The sequence below is a fragment of the Aeromonas sp. 2692-1 genome (assembly GCF_013085505.1).
In the GTDB taxonomy this organism is placed as follows: Bacteria; Pseudomonadota; Gammaproteobacteria; order Enterobacterales; family Aeromonadaceae; genus Aeromonas; species Aeromonas hydrophila.
In genome coordinates, this window is the sequence record NZ_CP038513.1 from 1910211 (window position 1) to 1924113 (window position 13903).

General features: G+C 65.0%; 15 protein-coding genes. 7 read left to right on the forward strand and 8 right to left on the reverse strand.

Annotation, left to right across the window (positions count from 1 at the left end; translation table 11 throughout):
* Window positions 1–26: 26 nt before the first annotated feature.
* Window positions 27–830, forward strand: a complete 804-nt coding sequence (gene deoC / locus E5E97_RS09295) for a deoxyribose-phosphate aldolase (protein WP_171280194.1) — start codon at window positions 27–29, stop codon at window positions 828–830.
* A gap of 56 nt (window positions 831–886) precedes the next feature.
* Window positions 887–1798, forward strand: a complete 912-nt coding sequence (locus E5E97_RS09300) for a DMT family transporter (RefSeq protein ID WP_011704897.1) — start codon at window positions 887–889, stop codon at window positions 1796–1798.
* 5 nt (window positions 1799–1803) lie between these two features.
* On the opposite strand, the gene E5E97_RS09305 is transcribed toward E5E97_RS09300, so the two are convergent.
* Window positions 1804–2817: an NAD-dependent epimerase gene (locus E5E97_RS09305; protein ID WP_118881810.1), complete on the reverse strand. Its 1014-nt coding sequence runs from the start codon at window positions 2815–2817 to the stop codon at window positions 1804–1806.
* A 321-nt stretch (window positions 2818–3138) separates the two neighbouring features.
* Between E5E97_RS09305 and E5E97_RS09310 the strand changes: the two genes are divergently transcribed.
* On the forward strand, window positions 3139–3765 hold the full coding sequence (locus tag E5E97_RS09310) for a YitT family protein (protein WP_011704899.1): 627 nt from the start codon (window positions 3139–3141) through the stop codon (window positions 3763–3765).
* A gap of 112 nt (window positions 3766–3877) precedes the next feature.
* Here E5E97_RS09310 and E5E97_RS09315 read toward each other — a convergent pair whose 3' ends face one another.
* The 3 genes from E5E97_RS09315 to E5E97_RS09325 are packed head-to-tail and all read right to left on the reverse strand — an operon-like array spanning window position 3878 to window position 6548.
* The gene (locus E5E97_RS09315; RefSeq protein WP_171280195.1) at window positions 3878–4666 is read right to left on the reverse strand and encodes a heme ABC transporter ATP-binding protein; all 789 of its coding nucleotides are present in this window, start codon (window positions 4664–4666) and stop codon (window positions 3878–3880) included.
* Between the two features lie 14 nt (window positions 4667–4680).
* The gene (locus E5E97_RS09320) at window positions 4681–5712 is read right to left on the reverse strand and encodes an iron ABC transporter permease (protein WP_162275620.1); all 1032 of its coding nucleotides are present in this window, start codon (window positions 5710–5712) and stop codon (window positions 4681–4683) included.
* On the reverse strand, window positions 5709–6548 hold the full coding sequence (locus E5E97_RS09325) for a hemin ABC transporter substrate-binding protein (RefSeq protein WP_016349696.1): 840 nt from the start codon (window positions 6546–6548) through the stop codon (window positions 5709–5711). The genes E5E97_RS09320 and E5E97_RS09325 overlap by 4 nt, the downstream gene beginning before the upstream one ends.
* Window positions 6549–6716: 168 nt before the next feature.
* Here E5E97_RS09325 and hutX point away from each other — a divergent pair, with 168 nt between their 5' ends.
* Together hutX and hutZ are read left to right on the forward strand one after the other, a co-directional pair.
* The gene (gene hutX, locus E5E97_RS09330) at window positions 6717–7229 is read left to right on the forward strand and encodes a heme utilization cystosolic carrier protein HutX (RefSeq protein ID WP_118881808.1); all 513 of its coding nucleotides are present in this window, start codon (window positions 6717–6719) and stop codon (window positions 7227–7229) included.
* A complete protein-coding gene (gene hutZ, locus E5E97_RS09335) occupies window positions 7226–7783 on the forward strand; it encodes a heme utilization protein HutZ (RefSeq protein ID WP_118881807.1) in 558 nt (185 codons plus the stop codon). Before hutX ends, hutZ begins: the two co-directional genes overlap by 4 nt.
* Before the next feature lie 69 nt (window positions 7784–7852).
* Here the strand turns inward: hutZ and E5E97_RS09340 are convergent, their stop codons facing one another.
* The 3 genes from E5E97_RS09340 to E5E97_RS09350 are packed head-to-tail and all read right to left on the reverse strand — an operon-like array spanning window position 7853 to window position 9877.
* Window positions 7853–8257 carry a lipoprotein gene (locus tag E5E97_RS09340; RefSeq protein WP_010634919.1) on the reverse strand — a complete coding sequence of 135 codons (405 nt, stop codon included), beginning with the start codon at window positions 8255–8257 and terminating at the stop codon, window positions 7853–7855.
* A 39-nt stretch (window positions 8258–8296) separates the two neighbouring features.
* Complete coding sequence (locus E5E97_RS09345; RefSeq protein WP_171280196.1) at window positions 8297–8848, reverse strand: cysteine hydrolase family protein; 552 nt, start codon at window positions 8846–8848, stop codon at window positions 8297–8299.
* Window positions 8849–8908: 60 nt separating this feature from the next.
* Window positions 8909–9877: a ChaN family lipoprotein gene (locus E5E97_RS09350; RefSeq protein WP_171280197.1), complete on the reverse strand. Its 969-nt coding sequence runs from the start codon at window positions 9875–9877 to the stop codon at window positions 8909–8911.
* A 188-nt stretch (window positions 9878–10065) separates the two neighbouring features.
* Here E5E97_RS09350 and E5E97_RS09355 point away from each other — a divergent pair, with 188 nt between their 5' ends.
* Window positions 10066–12168, forward strand: coding sequence for a TonB-dependent hemoglobin/transferrin/lactoferrin family receptor (locus E5E97_RS09355; protein WP_171280198.1), 2103 nt, complete (start codon window positions 10066–10068; stop codon window positions 12166–12168).
* A gap of 276 nt (window positions 12169–12444) precedes the next feature.
* Window positions 12445–13584: a 3-phenylpropionate MFS transporter gene (locus E5E97_RS09360; protein WP_011704908.1), complete on the forward strand. Its 1140-nt coding sequence runs from the start codon at window positions 12445–12447 to the stop codon at window positions 13582–13584.
* 105 nt (window positions 13585–13689) lie between these two features.
* Here the strand turns inward: E5E97_RS09360 and E5E97_RS09365 are convergent, their stop codons facing one another.
* Window positions 13690–13899 (reverse strand): helix-turn-helix transcriptional regulator, encoded by a 210-nt coding sequence (locus tag E5E97_RS09365; protein ID WP_011704909.1) that lies wholly within the window; start codon window positions 13897–13899, stop codon window positions 13690–13692.
* Between the last annotated feature and the right edge of the window lie 4 nt (window positions 13900–13903).

Sequence of the window (13903 nt, forward strand, 5' to 3'; positions counted from 1 at the left end):
CTTTCTTATCCCGACAGGAGCCTTCCATGATTCCAGCTACTGCTTTTGCACCTGCCTGCGCTGCCACCGAGGCCGCCAGCCGAGCCATCCGCTTGATGGACCTCACCAGCCTCAATGACGATGACCACGATGCGCGCATCATCGCCCTCTGCCACCAGGCGCAGACTCCCTTTGGCAACACCGCCGCGGTCTGCATCTATCCGCGCTTCGTGGGGCTGGCCAGGCTCACCCTGGCGGCGCAGGGCACCCCCGAAATCAAGGTCGCCACCGTGGTCAACTTCCCCCATGGCGACGATGAGCTGGCCAGCGTGCTGGCCGAGACCCGCGCAGCCCTCCTCGCTGGCGCCGACGAGATCGATCTGGTGATCCCCTGGCGTGCGCTCAAGGCGGGGGACGAGGCGCCCGCCCGGGCGCTGGTGCGCGGCTGCAAGGTATTGTGCGGGACGCGGCTGCTCAAGGTGATCATCGAATCCGGCGAGCTGCAGGAGCCCGCGCTTATCCGCGCCGCCTCCCTGCTTGCCATCGAGGAGGGGGCCGATTTCATCAAGACCTCCACCGGCAAGGTGCCGGTCAATGCCACCCCCGAGGCGTGCCGCACCATGCTGGCGGCCATCGCCGAGTGCGGCGCGCAGCACCGGGTGGGATTCAAGGCGGCAGGCGGGGTGAAAAGCGCGCAGGAGGCGGGGGAGTATCTGGCCATGGCGGCCGCACTCTTTGGCGATGAGTGGCTGGTTGCCGAGCGCTTTCGCTTCGGCGCCTCCAGCCTGCTCGGTCAGTTGCTGGCCACTATCGAGGGCAAGAAGCCGGTTGTTGCCGACGGCAGTTATTGAATCATTCCCATCCAGTGCGGCGCCCGGCGGGGCGCCCCTTTGCACAGGTGCATGCCATGTCCCATCCCCGTTTTCATTTCGTGCAGGCCCACGGCAAGGTGCTGCTGTTCACCCTGCTCATCAGCCTCTCCTTCCCCATCGGCAGCGCCCTCACCGCGGTGCTGGACCCGCTGGTGGTCACCTGGGCGCGCTACCTGCTGGCGGCGCTCACCTTCGTGATTCTGCTGGCTTGCCAGCGCCGTCTGGTGCTGCCTTCGCTGCGGGATCTGGGGCGTTATACCCTCATCTCGCTGCCGGCTCTCTGCTACTTCGTCGCCATGTTCGTGGCGCTGCAGGAGACCAGCGCCCTCGATGCCAGCGCGCTCTACACCACGGTGCCCCTCATCAGCGCGCTGGCCAGCATGCTGATCTTCCAGCGCCGCATTGGCTGGTCGATGGCGTTCGCTTTGCTGGGGGGGATGGTGGCGGCCGCTCTCATCATCTTTCGCGGTGAGCTGAGCCAGCTGGCGAGCCTGAGCCTCACCCCCAGCAACCGCATCTATCTGCTGGGCTGCGTGGGGATGGCGCTCAACCCCATATTGGTGAAGCGCTACTACCGGGGCGAGTCCTTTGCCCACCTCACCTGCTGGACCCTGATCTGCGCCACCCTGCTGCTCACCCTGGTGGCGGCGCCGCGGCTGCTGACAACCGACTGGCAGCAGGTGTCGCTGCCGCTCTGGCTCGGCCTTGCCTATCTGGCGCTGTTTGCCACGGCGCTCAGCTTCTTTTTGTTCCAGCAGGGGAGCGTGGTGCTGCAGCCGGAGCAGGTCTCGGCCTACACCTACCTGATCCCGGTGCTGGTGCTGTTGATTGGCATGCTGAGCGGGGAGGAGGTGATCTGGCGGCAGGTGGGCTGGGGCGTGCTCGGCGTGCTGCTGACCATGGCGGTCATGGTGCTGGTGCCCACTCGGCAGGCCCGCCGTGCCTGAATGGGTCAGCGGGCGGGCTGGTAGTAGTCGAGATACCAGCGCACGAACGCGGCAACCCCTTCCTTGATGGAGGTGGCGGGGCGCAGGCCGGTGAGGGTGTGGAGGGGCTCGCTGTCGGCCCAGGTGGCGTGCATGTCGCCCGCCTGCATCGGCAGCATCCGCTTGATGGCGGGCTTGTCCAGCGCCTGTTCCAGCGCCTCGATGAAATCGAGCAGCCGCACCGGCTGGCCATGACCGATGTTGAGGATGCGGTAGGGGGCGGCGCTCTCGGCCGGACTCTGCTCGCCGGCATGCCAGTGAGGGTTGGGGCGGGGCGGCAGCTCGGCGACGGCCAGGATCCCCTCGACGATGTCGTCGATGAAGGTGAAGTCGCGGCTGAGATCGCCCTGGTTGTAGACGTCGATGGGCTCGCCCGCCAGGATGGCGCGGGTGAACTTGGCGATGGCCATGTCGGGCCGGCCCCAGGGGCCGTAGACGGTGAAAAAGCGCAGCCCCGTGGTGGGCAGACCGTAGAGCGCCGAATAGGCGTGGGCCATCAGCTCGCCGCTCTTCTTGGTGGCGGCATAGAGGGAGACCGGGTGGTCCACCTGCTGATCGGCACTGAACGGCAGCTGCTCGCCCATGCCGTAGACCGAGCTGGAGGAGGCGTAGATCAGATGCTGGATGCCGTGTTGGCGGCACCCTTCCAGCACCGTCAGCATGCCGGTGAGGTTGCTCTCGCTGTAGGCAAACGGGTTTTCCAGCGAGTGGCGCACCCCCGCCTGGGCGCCCAGGTGGATCACCCGCTCGAACCGCCCCTCGGCAAACAGGGCGGCCATGCCGGCCTGGTCCGCCAGCTCGCCCTGCACGAAGCGAAAATGGGGGAAGGGGGTCAGCATCGCCAGGCGGGCCTCCTTGAGGCTCACCTCGTAGTAGTCGTTGAGGTTGTCCAGCCCCACCACCTGATGACCCGCCTCGCACAGCCGTCTGGCGACGTGAAAACCGATAAAGCCGGCGGCGCCGGTGACCAGATACTTCATGGTTGGGGTCCTGTGCAGATCATGGGGCTCCTGACGGTGATGGGAAAAGGGGCTGCGCGCTTTGTAGCAGAGCCGGCGCGTCTGTGCCATGGCAAACCGCCGGTGTCGGCACGACGGGGGCGGTTCAGGCGCGGCATGCTGCATCTTGGTGCAGCGGCTGTCAATGGAGAATGACAGGCACCAAAACGGGGCGTGGGCGGCGACTATTGTGATCATGGTCGCAAAAAATAGACTGAACCCCATAACGAAGCCCTGCGGACAGGGCTCGCGCCCGCCAGACGGGCAACAGACACTCTTTCACTTCGCTATTGGATACCGGTTATGGACAACACCCCTGGCTCGGCGCACTCCGTTCGGACTGCGCACCCCCTCTATGAAGACGTCATCGCCCTGCTGACCGCGGCCGGCTTCGTCTCCCTCGGCATCTTTCTGTTTCATCAGGTCGGTCTGCTCACCGGCGGCACCGCCGGGCTGGCGCTGCTGCTGCAGCAGGTGACGGGGCTGAGCTTCGGCCTGCTGTTCTTCGGCATGAACCTGCCCTTCTATGCCCTGGCCTGGCTGAGGATGGGGCCGCGCTTCACCCTCAACACCTTCGTCTCGGTGGCGGCGGTCTCCTTCATGACGGATCACCTCAACGCCGTGCTGCAAATCGGCAAGATTGAGCCGGTCTACGCGGCGCTGATCGGCGGCACCCTGATCGGCATGGGGCTGCTCATCATGTTTCGCCACAAATCGAGCCTGGGCGGCTTCAACATCCTGGCGCTGTTTATCCAGGACCGGTTCGGCATTCGCGCCGGCAAGCTGCAAATGGGGCTGGATTGCACCATCGTCATCGCCTCCTTCTTCGTGGTGCAGCCCTGGATCCTGGCGCTCTCCGTGGTGGCGGCCATCATCTGTAACCTGGTGTTGACACTCAACCACAAGCCGGGCCGTTATCAGATCGCTTGACGAGTAAAGAATCATATGAGGCTGTCTGGTGAGTGATAAGCCTGCCCGCCTTGCAAACAAACAGAGCGCCTGATGGCGCTCTGTTGCTATCTGCCGCACGGCCATCACCGCATCACACCACCATGGGCAGCCCGCTTTCGGGATGGAGGATCACCTGGGCCGGGTAGTCGTAGAGCCGGTCGATGAGATCAGGCGTCAGCACCTCGTGCGGGGTGCCGTCTGCCATCACTCTGCCCTGTTCCAGCATCACCAGCCGGTCGGCGTAACGGGCCGCCAGATTGAGGTCGTGCAGCACCACCAGCACGGCGGTATGGCGGGCGGCGAGGGCGCGCGCCATGGTGAGCAGCTGGTGCTGGTACTTGAGATCGAGCGCCGAGGTGGGCTCGTCAAGCAGCAGCAGCCGCGCTTGCTGCGGTTCGTCCGGTGCCTGCCAGATCTGGGCCAGCACCCGGGCGAACTGCACCCGCTGGCGCTCCCCGCCGGAGAGGCCGGGATAGAGGCGGCCGGCCAGCTGATCGACCCCGGCATGGGTCATGGCGGCCCCGACTATCTCGTCGCGCCGGCTGGCCGGTTCGCTGTGGGGCAGCCGGCCCATGGCCACCACCTCCTCGCACAGGAAGGGGAAGTTCAGGGACGAGCTCTGCGGCAGCACCCCGACCCGATGGGCCAGCTCGGTGCCGGCCCACTCTTGCCGCTCCCGGCCAAACAGGCGGATCTCTCCCTGATGTTCCAGCTCGCCGGTGAGGCATTTGAGCAGCGAGCTCTTGCCGGCGCCGTTGGGGCCGAGCAGGGCGGTGAGGCTGCCCGCCTGCAGGCTGAGGTCGAGCCTGTCCAGGATGGGGCGGCCGCCCCGGCTGAGGCTGAGCTGGCGACAGTGCAGCAGGGTCGATGAAGCAGACAAGAGGAGTCCTCCGGTTAAAGCGTCCGGCGGCCCTTGACCAGCAGCCAGATGAAGAAGGGGGCGCCCAGCAGGGCGGTGATGATGCCAACCGGCATCTCGGCCGGCGCCAGCAGGGTGCGGGCCAGCATGTCGGCGCCCAGCAGCAGGGCGGCCCCGAGCAGGGCGGAGAGCGGCAGCAGCCGGACGTGGTTGGGGCCGGCCAGCAGCCGCACCAGGTGGGGCACCACCAGGCCGACGAAACCGATCATGCCGGCCACTGCCACCGCCACGCCGACCCCAGCGGCGGTGAGCAGGATCAGCCGCCGCTTGAGGGACTGCACCTGGATGCCGAGGTGGCGGGCTTCCCCTTCACCCAGCAGCAGGGCGTTGAGGGGGTTGGCATCGCGCAAGAACAGAATGAGCAGGGCAACCAGGGTCAGCAGCGCCAGCGCCACGTCCACCGGCTTGCCCGCCGCCAGTGACCCCATCTGCCACAGGCTCAGGTTGCGCAGCATCTGATCATCGGCGAGATAGGTGAGCAGGCCGATCACGGCACCGGACAGCGCGGTGACGGCCACCCCGGCCAGCAGCATGACGGTGACCGAGGTGCCGCCTTCCCGGGTGCCGAGCAGATAGACGAGGGTGGTGGTCAGCGCGCCGCCGAGAAAGGCGAGCAGGGGCAGCAGGCCGATGCCGAGCAGGCTCTGCCACTGCTGGCCGAGGGGGGCCAGCAGCACGATGGCCAGCGCCGCGCCGAGCGCCGCCCCGCCGGAGACCCCGATGATGCCGGGGTCGGCCAGGGGGTTGCGAAACAGCCCCTGCATCACGGCGCCGCAGAGGCCGAGAATCCCCCCCACCGCGATGCAAAGCAGGGTACGCGGCAGGCGGATCTCCTGCACGATCAGCAGCTTGTGGGCCTCAATCCCGCTCCCTTGGCCGGCGAACAGGGCGCGCAGGCTCTCGCCAAAGGAGAGGGCCATGGGGCCGGTGGCCAAGGATCCGACCAGCAGCAGCGCCAGTGCGCCGCCAGTGAGGCACAGCAGCCAGGACAGTGGCAGACGCATCATGAACCCAGTTTGATCCACTTGGCGATCTGGCTGGCCTGCTGCAGCGAGGTGAGGCTGAGCCCCCCTTGCAGGGCGTGACCGTCGATGGCGTGGATGGCCCTGTTCTTGCCGGCCGGGGTGGCGGAAAGGGCGGGCACCTGGCTCAGCACGGTTTCAGGATCCTGATACTGCTGCCAGTCGCGGCCGCTCACCAGCACCAGATCGGGCTGCAGCTCGATCAGGGATTCGGTGGAGACGGGCTTGTAGTCTTGCAGCTGGGCCACCGGGTTGACGCCGCCGGCCAGGGTGAGCAGGGCGCTGGCGGTGGTGTTGCCGCCGGCGATGCTGGTGGGCTGACCCTTGTGCAGCAGCAGGAAGACCACCTTGAGCGGCTTGTTCTGCTTGGCCTGGGCGGCCAGCTGCTCGCTCTGGGCCTGGATCTCGGCCTTCAGGCGGGTGCCGGCGGCCGGGTCCTTGAGCAGGGCGGCCAGGGTATCGATGCGCTGGTTGAGGTTGGCGAGGGTGGGGGCGGTGGGCAGCACGTCCACCTCGACCCCGGCCCTGCGCAACTGCTCCAGGGCGGGCGGCGGTCCCATCTCGTCGCTGCCGACCAGCCGGGTCGGCGCCAGGCTCAGGATCCCTTCGGCGGCAAGAGCGCGGTGATAGCCGACCCGTGGCAGGTTTTTCGGCTCTGGGCTGCTGATGTCGGTGGCGATGAGGCTCTGCTCACCGCCCAGCGCCAGAATGAGTTCCGTGGTGGCCGGGCCTATGCTGACGATACGTTCCTGCGCCAGAACGGGCAGGGACAGGGCTGAGCAGCCGAGCAGGCTGAGTGCGAGGGCAAAACGACGGCCCATGCTAACCTCCGAAGGGTGAATGAAGTTGGGTTGCCGCCGAGAATATCAAGTCGTCGAAAAAAATGCACTGAGAATGAAAGCGATTATCAATTGCATTGGTTTGGGGCCTTCATTACAGTATCCGCCATGACAGAACAGGGATGCCGCAGGCACCCCAAGGGAGAACCGATGAGCATTGCACAACGCATTCATGGGCTGCTGGAACAAGATCCCAGCGCTCACCCATCCACCATCGCCGCCGAGCTGGCCGTCAGCGAATGGGAGGTGGTACGCCACCTGCCGGCCGAGCTGGTCACCTTGGTGCCCGCCGAGCAGGCCGAAGTCCTGCTGGCGGATCTGGCCGACTGGGGCCAGGTGACCACCATTGTCGAGTCCGACGGCTCCATCTTCGAGGTGAAGGCCCCCTTCCCCCGTGGCAAGAGCGCCCGCGGCTACTACAACCTGATGGGGCGCGATGGCGAGATGCACGGCCACCTCAAGCTCGACAACGTGGCCGGCATCGCCCTGGTCAGCAAGCTGTTCATGGGCAAGGAGGGGCACTCCTTCCAGTTCTTCGGCCACAGCGGTCGCTGCATTTTCAAGGTCTATCTGGGGCGTGACGAGCAGCGTCAGCTGCTGCCGGCCCAGGTGGAACGCTTCATGGCCCTGCGCCACCAGTATCAAGAGGAAGTCAAAGCATGAGTGAACGTCAGGAGCGTCTGCAGAACCGCCTGCAACCGGAGATCCGCGAGTTCCGCGACGGTTGCCGCACCCTGCAGCTGGCGACGGTGGACAGTGAAGGCAACCCCAATGCCAGCTATGCCCCCTTCGTGCTGCAGGAAGATGGCTACTATGTGCTCATCTCCGAGATCGCCCGCCACGCCCGCAACCTGCAACAGGTGCCCAAGGTGTCGCTGATGCTGATCGAGGACGAGAACGGGGCCCGCGAACTGTTTGCCCGCAAGCGCCTGACCTTCGATGCGGTGGCCGAAGTGGTGGCCCGCGACGACGTGCGCTGGGAAAAGGCCATTGCGGCGCTGGAAGGGCGCTTCGGCGATATCGTCAAAGGGCTCTCCAACCTCAAGGACTTTGTGCTGTTTCGTCTCAAGCCCGAGCAGGGGCTGTTCGTCAAGGGCTTCGGCCAGGCGTTCCGGGTCTCCGGCGACGAGCTGGTGGATTTCGTCCACCTGGTGGAAGGGCACAAGCGCGTCGACAATGGTGCCGAGCTGACCAGTCCGGCCGATGCGCCGGTCTGATCCACGCGATCACGAACATGACAAAACGGGCAGCCCTGGGGCTGCCCGTTTTTTATGGACGGTTTTCCCTTAATCCTGCCAGGAGGCCTTGTTGGGGAAGGCGTCGCGGTCGGCCCGGGTGGCGGTCTCGTTGCACTCGCCCCGGATCTTCCAGGAGGTCTGGCTGAGCACTATGTAGCCTTCACGGCAGTATTTGCGCTCGGCCAGCGCCTGGGTGAGCTGGGCATCCTGCAGCGCTTCACGCCGCTCCAGCAGGCTCTTGCTGCGACTCAGGCGGCTGCCGTCATCGTCCTGCAGGCGGGTGGGCAGGGTATCGAGCGGGGCGGCTTCGAAGGTGAAGCGCTTGCTCCCCTCCTCATTGATGTGGGTCCTGAACAGGGGAGCCGGGCCATCCGGCTGGCGCCCCGGCAGGCCTGAGCAGGCGGTGATTGCCGGTAACAGCAGCGTGAAGGCAACGGCAGAGAGTAGACGCACACAAGACTCCAATCGGGTGATCGCTTCAGAGCGGGCAGATTAACATGCCGGCTCGGGTTGGGTGGCGCCGAGCAGCTCATCCGTCGTGAGCAGGGTCACGCTTCTGCCTTTTGGCAGGCTGAGGTGACGCCACATCCAGTGGTGGTGCTCGATGATCTGCTCCGCGCCCAGGTGGGGCCTGTCCGCCGTGGTATGGGCGTCGGTCACCGCCACCACCTCGAAGCCGCGGGCGGCGGCACTGCGCAAGGTGGTGTCGACGCAAAAGTCGGTGGCACAGCCGCAGACGAGCAGCCTGTCCACCGCCTGTTCCGCCAGCAGGAAACCGAGCTCGGTGTCGAGGAAGCTGTCGCAGGCGGTCTTGCGTACCCGGCTGTCATGCCCCTGTGGGGCGAGATCGGCGTGCAGCTGCCAGCCCGGACTGGCAGGATCCACTTCGGAACCGGGGGCATCGTGCTGCACATAGATGACACGACCCTGTTCTGCCCGCACGCGTTCAGCCAACCGATTGATATTGGCGATGACCTGAGTGTCCTGATGGCGAGGCTGGGTGAACAGCCCCTGTTGCATGTCGATGACCAGTAACACATCCATATGAAATCCTTGGGCAAATGTTTGTCAGGGTGGCAGCCACTGGGCTCCTCAGACGCAAGGTCAGGGTTGCAGCCACTGGCTGCAGTCACGACTGCGGGATTGATGCAGTGCGCCCATATCTTGCTTCATTTCATCGGCATTTAGCCAGCGTTCCGGCAGGGGGGCGATACCGACCCGCACGTCGGCAACCCGGCCGGCCGCTACTTGGCCGTCACCCGCTTGCGGCGTCGTCAGCTCCGGCACGACCAGCGCCACCTTGAGATCCGGGTTGCGGCTGGCGATGCGGCTGGCCAGCCCCAGCCCGCCCTCCACGTGGAAGTTGCCGGCGATGTGCATGATGCGCTGGCCCGGGTGGCTGCGCAGGTAATCCACCATGCTCTCGGCCATGGTGTCGTCCCAGCTGGTCTGGGCGGCAAAGCGGCGGGCGTTGCTGTCGGCATCCCCATGATGGAGCGAGGCCATGAACTTCTGGCGATAGGGGTCATCGCCGAAGGTGAGGGTGCGGGCCAGCTGGCTGCGACGGCTGGCGGGCAGCTGCTCCAGCCAGGCCGGCCCCTCCTGGCCGACACAGCTCACCAGCGGTTTGGGCGCATTGGCGGCGATGACCGGGAGGTGGTGCGCCTTGGCGAACTCCACCAGCGGGCGATAGTCGCTCTGGTAGTTGGGCCAGGCGTTGCCGTCACGAATGAGCGCCGCCTCGCCGATGCGACCGGCCTGGTAGGCATCCAGCACCGGCTGATCGGCGCGGCTGAACTGCTCCATGGAGAGCACCAGAGGGCGACCGTCTGCGGCCAGGCCCGCCAGCATTCTGGCTTGCAGCAGGTGCACCGCCGGGTGGGTGTGCAGCTCGCCCACCAGCACTATGTCGGCATCCGCCACCCGGGCCAGGGCCTGCTCTAGGGTCAGATCGTTCCCCTGGGTGGTCTTGAGCTGATAGTGATAGAGGGTGCCGGCATCGTTGACGGGGGCCGTCGTGGCACAGGCAGCCAGCAGCAGGGGCAGGGTGAACAGGGGCAGTAGTCGGGTCATGGATGTCTCGCAGCGATGAAGGGCCTGCACCATACAATGGCAGCATGGCGGGCGGGAAAACAGAGGGGCGTAGTGTAGAACCGAATTATGACAAAAGAAAATGAGAATGATTCCGTTTATTATTGATCTTTGTTGAGAGGTGGGTAAGATGCCAGCTGTTTGATAACAGTTCTCAATAAGGATTTGCAGTGGCCCATAACAACACCCTATCGCTGGTCGCCCTTGCCGTGGCGGCCGGCCTCGCTTCCCCGGTTTTTGCGGCGGACAAGAAAGCAGATGAAGTCATGGTGGTCAGTGGCTCTCGGATGGAGCAGAAACTGGAGGATGTCTCCGGCCCCATCTCGGTCATCACCGCCGAACAGATTGAAGAGCAGGTGGTGAGCAACGTCGCCGACCTGTTCCGTTACGAACCGGGCGTCACCGCCCTCGGCGGCGCCGGCGATGCCCAGACCTTCGTCATTCGCGGCATGGGCGAGAACCGGGTCAAGATAGTGCGCGACGGCGTGCGCCAGAACGATGCCTACAAGAACGGCGGCGTGGGCCAGAGCTATTTCGACACCGACATGATCAAGCAGGTCGAGGTGGTCAAGGGACCGGCCTCGGCAGCCTACGGCTCCGATGCACTGGGCGGCGTCATCGCCATCACCACCAAGGATGCGGCCGATTTCCTCAAGGGTCGCGACAGCTACCTGGATGCCACCACCGGTTATGCCTCCAGCAGCCACCAGAAGATGGCCGGCGTTACCGGGGCCCTGCGCGCCGGCGCGTTCGAGAACCTGCTGCGCTACACCTGGCGTGACGGCGGGGTAACCCAGAACTACGACGGCGACAAGAACGAGTTCGACATTGTCAGCCAGGCCGTGCTGTTCAAGAGCCAGTGGAACCTGAGCGATGCCCAGTTCCTCAAGCTGACCGTCGACTACTTCAACGAGGGGCAGGACCCCGATGCCGTCGACCTCACCAAGGCGGGCTCGGTCTTCAACCAGCCGATCACCGACAAGGAGACCGACAACCTGTCGCTGGTGCTGGATCACGGCATCGCCCTGAACGCGCCCTGGGTCGATCGCATCGACAGCAAGCTCTACTACGCCCGCACCAAGCAGACCATGGATCAGTACGCCTCTTCCAAATACCCGGTGCGGCCGACCAACCCCTATGTGACCAAGAACTCGCTGGACAACAACGGTTTCGAGCAGAAGAGCCTGGGTGCCCAGCTGAAGTTCAGCAAGGCGCTGGCGAGCCAGCGGCTGGCCTGGGGCCTGGAGTATGAGCACACCGACAACGAGCGGACCCGCTTCAAGGCGCCGACCGTGCCGGGGGATTTCGTCGGCTACAACGAGCTGAGCTTCCCCTCCACCACCACCGAGCACGGCGCCCTGTGGGCGTTCGACGAGCTGAAGTTCGGCGAGCGCTGGGTGCTGACGCCGGGTGCCCGCTACGACTACTACCGGATGAACCCGGATCAGGATCCCGCCTACACCGGCGAGAACCTCAAGCGCTTCTCCGAAGGGGAGTTCTCGCCCAAGCTGGGGCTGGTGTTCAAGGCGCGCGAGGCGGCCAACCTGTTCGCCCAGTACAGCCACGGCTACAAGACCCCCATGTATGACAACGCGTTCTCGACCCTGAACCACCAGGCATATGGCTATCGCATCGAGCCCAACCCGAACCTCAAGCCCGAGAGCAGCGACGGCATCGATCTGGGGGTGCGCGGCAGTGCCGGCGGCTTCAGTTATGAAGTGGCCACCTTCTACAACAAGTTCGAAGACTTCATCGAGCTGGCCGGGGTCGGCACCGAGGGCCGCACCGCGCTGTATCAGTATCAGAACCTGGACAAGGCAACCACCAAGGGGGCCGAGGCCAAGGCGGACTACTGGCTGAACGATCTGGTCAACGTCTGGGGCAACCTCTCCTACATCGAGGGCAAGGATGGCGACGGCAACTACATCAACAGCCTGAGCCCGCTCAAGGGGACCCTGGGTGTTCGACTGGAGCAGCCCAACTGGAACATCAACACCGCCCTGCGCTTTGCCGACGACATGAGCAAGGTGGGCAAGGTGGGCAAGGATGCCAAGGGCAACGACAACATCAAGAGTGCGGGCTGGGGCGTGGTGGACATCTATGCCCAGTTCAAGCCGGTGCAGGATCTGCAGTTCAACGTGGGCGTCTTCAACTTGTTCGACAAGGAGTACGTCAACTACGAGAGCATCACCGGTCAGAGCGCCAGTGCCAGCACCAGCCGCCAGACCGAGCCGGGTCGCAACCTGAGTGCACGGGTCAAGTACGTGTTCTGATGAATGCACACTATGACAAGGGGCCTGCTGGCCCCTTTTTCATGGCGGGAACCGGGCCTCCGATGGCGGACAAAAAGAAACCCGCCGAAGGCGGGTGGAAGGATTGCAACACTAACCAGGAGGAGGTGTTACTCAATAGACACCGGCCTTGTGGCAATAGTTCAATTTTATTGATGTTTTTCATTATTATCTGAGCGGCTTCCCACCCGGGATCGCAGGATCCCCACCGACAAATCGGTTATCATTTGTGCCCCCGTTTCTCAGTGTCGAGGATCTATGCCCGCCTTCTCCTGGTTAGCCCTGTTTTTTGGCGCTTTCTACTTCGTCTACGGTGCCTATCTACCGTTCTGGTCGCTCTGGCTGGAGGGGATCGGGGTCAGCGCCGAGATGATCGGTCTGCTGCTCGGCGCGGGCATGGCGATCCGCTTTGCCGGCAATCTGATGGTGATGGGGCAGATCAAGGGGGCGGGGCACCTGCTGCCGGTCACCCGCCTGCTCTGCCTGCTCAGTCTGCTGGCCTTCCTCGGCTTTTACCTCAGCCACAACCTCTGGTGGCTGGTGGGGCTGACCCTGGTGGCGAACTTCATCTACCCGACCCTGATGCCGGTGGGGGAGGCGCTGGCCACCCGCATGGTGGTGCAGGCACACCTCGACTACGGCAAGGTGCGCTTGTGCGGCTCGTTCGCCTTTATCGTCGCCTCGACCCTGGTGGGGGCGCTGGTGGGGAATTTTGGCAGCGACTGGATACTGCACACCATGGTGGCCGGGCTGCTGCTGATGCTGCTGCTGAGCTGGCTGCCGCTGCACCCGGCGCCGCAGGACATTCAGGGCGAACGGGCCAAGGCCTCCCTGCTCGATACTCTCAAGTCCCCCCAGGTGCGCCGTTTTCTGCTGATCTCGGCCCTGCTGCAGGGCAGCCACGCCGCCTATTACGGCTTCAGTGCCATGCACTGGAAGGCTGCGGGCTACAGCGGCACCACCATAGGTTATCTGTGGGCGCTGGGGGTGGTGGCGGAGATCGGCATGTTTGCCGCCGACAAGCGCTTTCTCAACCGCTTCGGCGCCCAGACCCTGTTTCTGGTGGGGGCGCTGGGCTGCGTGGTGCGCTGGATCCTGCTCGGTGCCTCCACCGAGCTGCTGGTGCTGGTGGCGGGTCAGCTGCTGCATGCGGTCACCTTCTGCGTCAGCCACCTCGGTGCCGTGCGCTTCATGACCCGTCAGCTGCCGGCAGAGCAGCTGATCCCGACCCAGGCGCTCTATGCTGCGCTGGGGCTCGGCATGACGGTGGCCGCCCTGATGACCCTGTGCGGCCTGCTGTTCGAACCGCTGGGGGGCGGCATCTTCTTCCTGATGGTGCTGGTGGTGCTGCCGGTGTTCGTGCTGCGCCTGCGGGAGGGCGAGCTGAAGGCCGCCTGATGGGCCCTGTCCGGTTCGCGACCACATTGATCAGCAAAGAAAAAGGGGAGCCTCGGCTCCCCTTGTTGCATGGTGACGGCTGGCACGCAGGCCGTGCCGGCAGGCTCAGGACTCCTGCTCAAAGGCCAGCAGATCCCCGGGCTGGCAGCCCAGTTCGCGGCAGATCGCCTCCAGGGTGGAGAAGCGAACCGCTTTGGCATGGCCGTTTTTCAGGATGGAGAGGTTGGCCTCGGTGATGTTGACCCGCAGGGCCAGCTCGCGGGCAGTCATTTTGCGTTCGGCCAGCAGGGCATCGAGTCGGATGATGATGGGCATGGGT

Excerpts from the sequence above, each read along its gene's own strand:
- E5E97_RS09360 (WP_011704908.1), top strand. The coding sequence starts at position 12,445 with ATGCCCGCCTTCTCCTGGTTAGCCCTGTTTTTTGGCGCTTTCTACTTC.
- E5E97_RS09325 (WP_016349696.1), bottom strand. The coding sequence starts at position 6,548 with ATGGGCCGTCGTTTTGCCCTCGCACTCAGCCTGCTCGGCTGCTCAGCC.
- E5E97_RS09320 (WP_162275620.1), bottom strand. The coding sequence starts at position 5,712 with ATGATGCGTCTGCCACTGTCCTGGCTGCTGTGCCTCACTGGCGGCGCA.
- E5E97_RS09345 (WP_171280196.1), bottom strand. The coding sequence starts at position 8,848 with ATGGATGTGTTACTGGTCATCGACATGCAACAGGGGCTGTTCACCCAG.
- hutZ (WP_118881807.1), top strand. The coding sequence starts at position 7,226 with ATGAGTGAACGTCAGGAGCGTCTGCAGAACCGCCTGCAACCGGAGATC.
- E5E97_RS09350 (WP_171280197.1), bottom strand. The coding sequence starts at position 9,877 with ATGACCCGACTACTGCCCCTGTTCACCCTGCCCCTGCTGCTGGCTGCC.
- E5E97_RS09305 (WP_118881810.1), bottom strand. The coding sequence starts at position 2,817 with ATGAAGTATCTGGTCACCGGCGCCGCCGGCTTTATCGGTTTTCACGTC.
- E5E97_RS09300 (WP_011704897.1), top strand. The coding sequence starts at position 887 with ATGTCCCATCCCCGTTTTCATTTCGTGCAGGCCCACGGCAAGGTGCTG.
- E5E97_RS09310 (WP_011704899.1), top strand. The coding sequence starts at position 3,139 with ATGGACAACACCCCTGGCTCGGCGCACTCCGTTCGGACTGCGCACCCC.
- deoC (WP_171280194.1), top strand. The coding sequence starts at position 27 with ATGATTCCAGCTACTGCTTTTGCACCTGCCTGCGCTGCCACCGAGGCC.
- hutX (WP_118881808.1), top strand. The coding sequence starts at position 6,717 with ATGAGCATTGCACAACGCATTCATGGGCTGCTGGAACAAGATCCCAGC.
- E5E97_RS09365 (WP_011704909.1), bottom strand. The coding sequence starts at position 13,899 with ATGCCCATCATCATCCGACTCGATGCCCTGCTGGCCGAACGCAAAATG.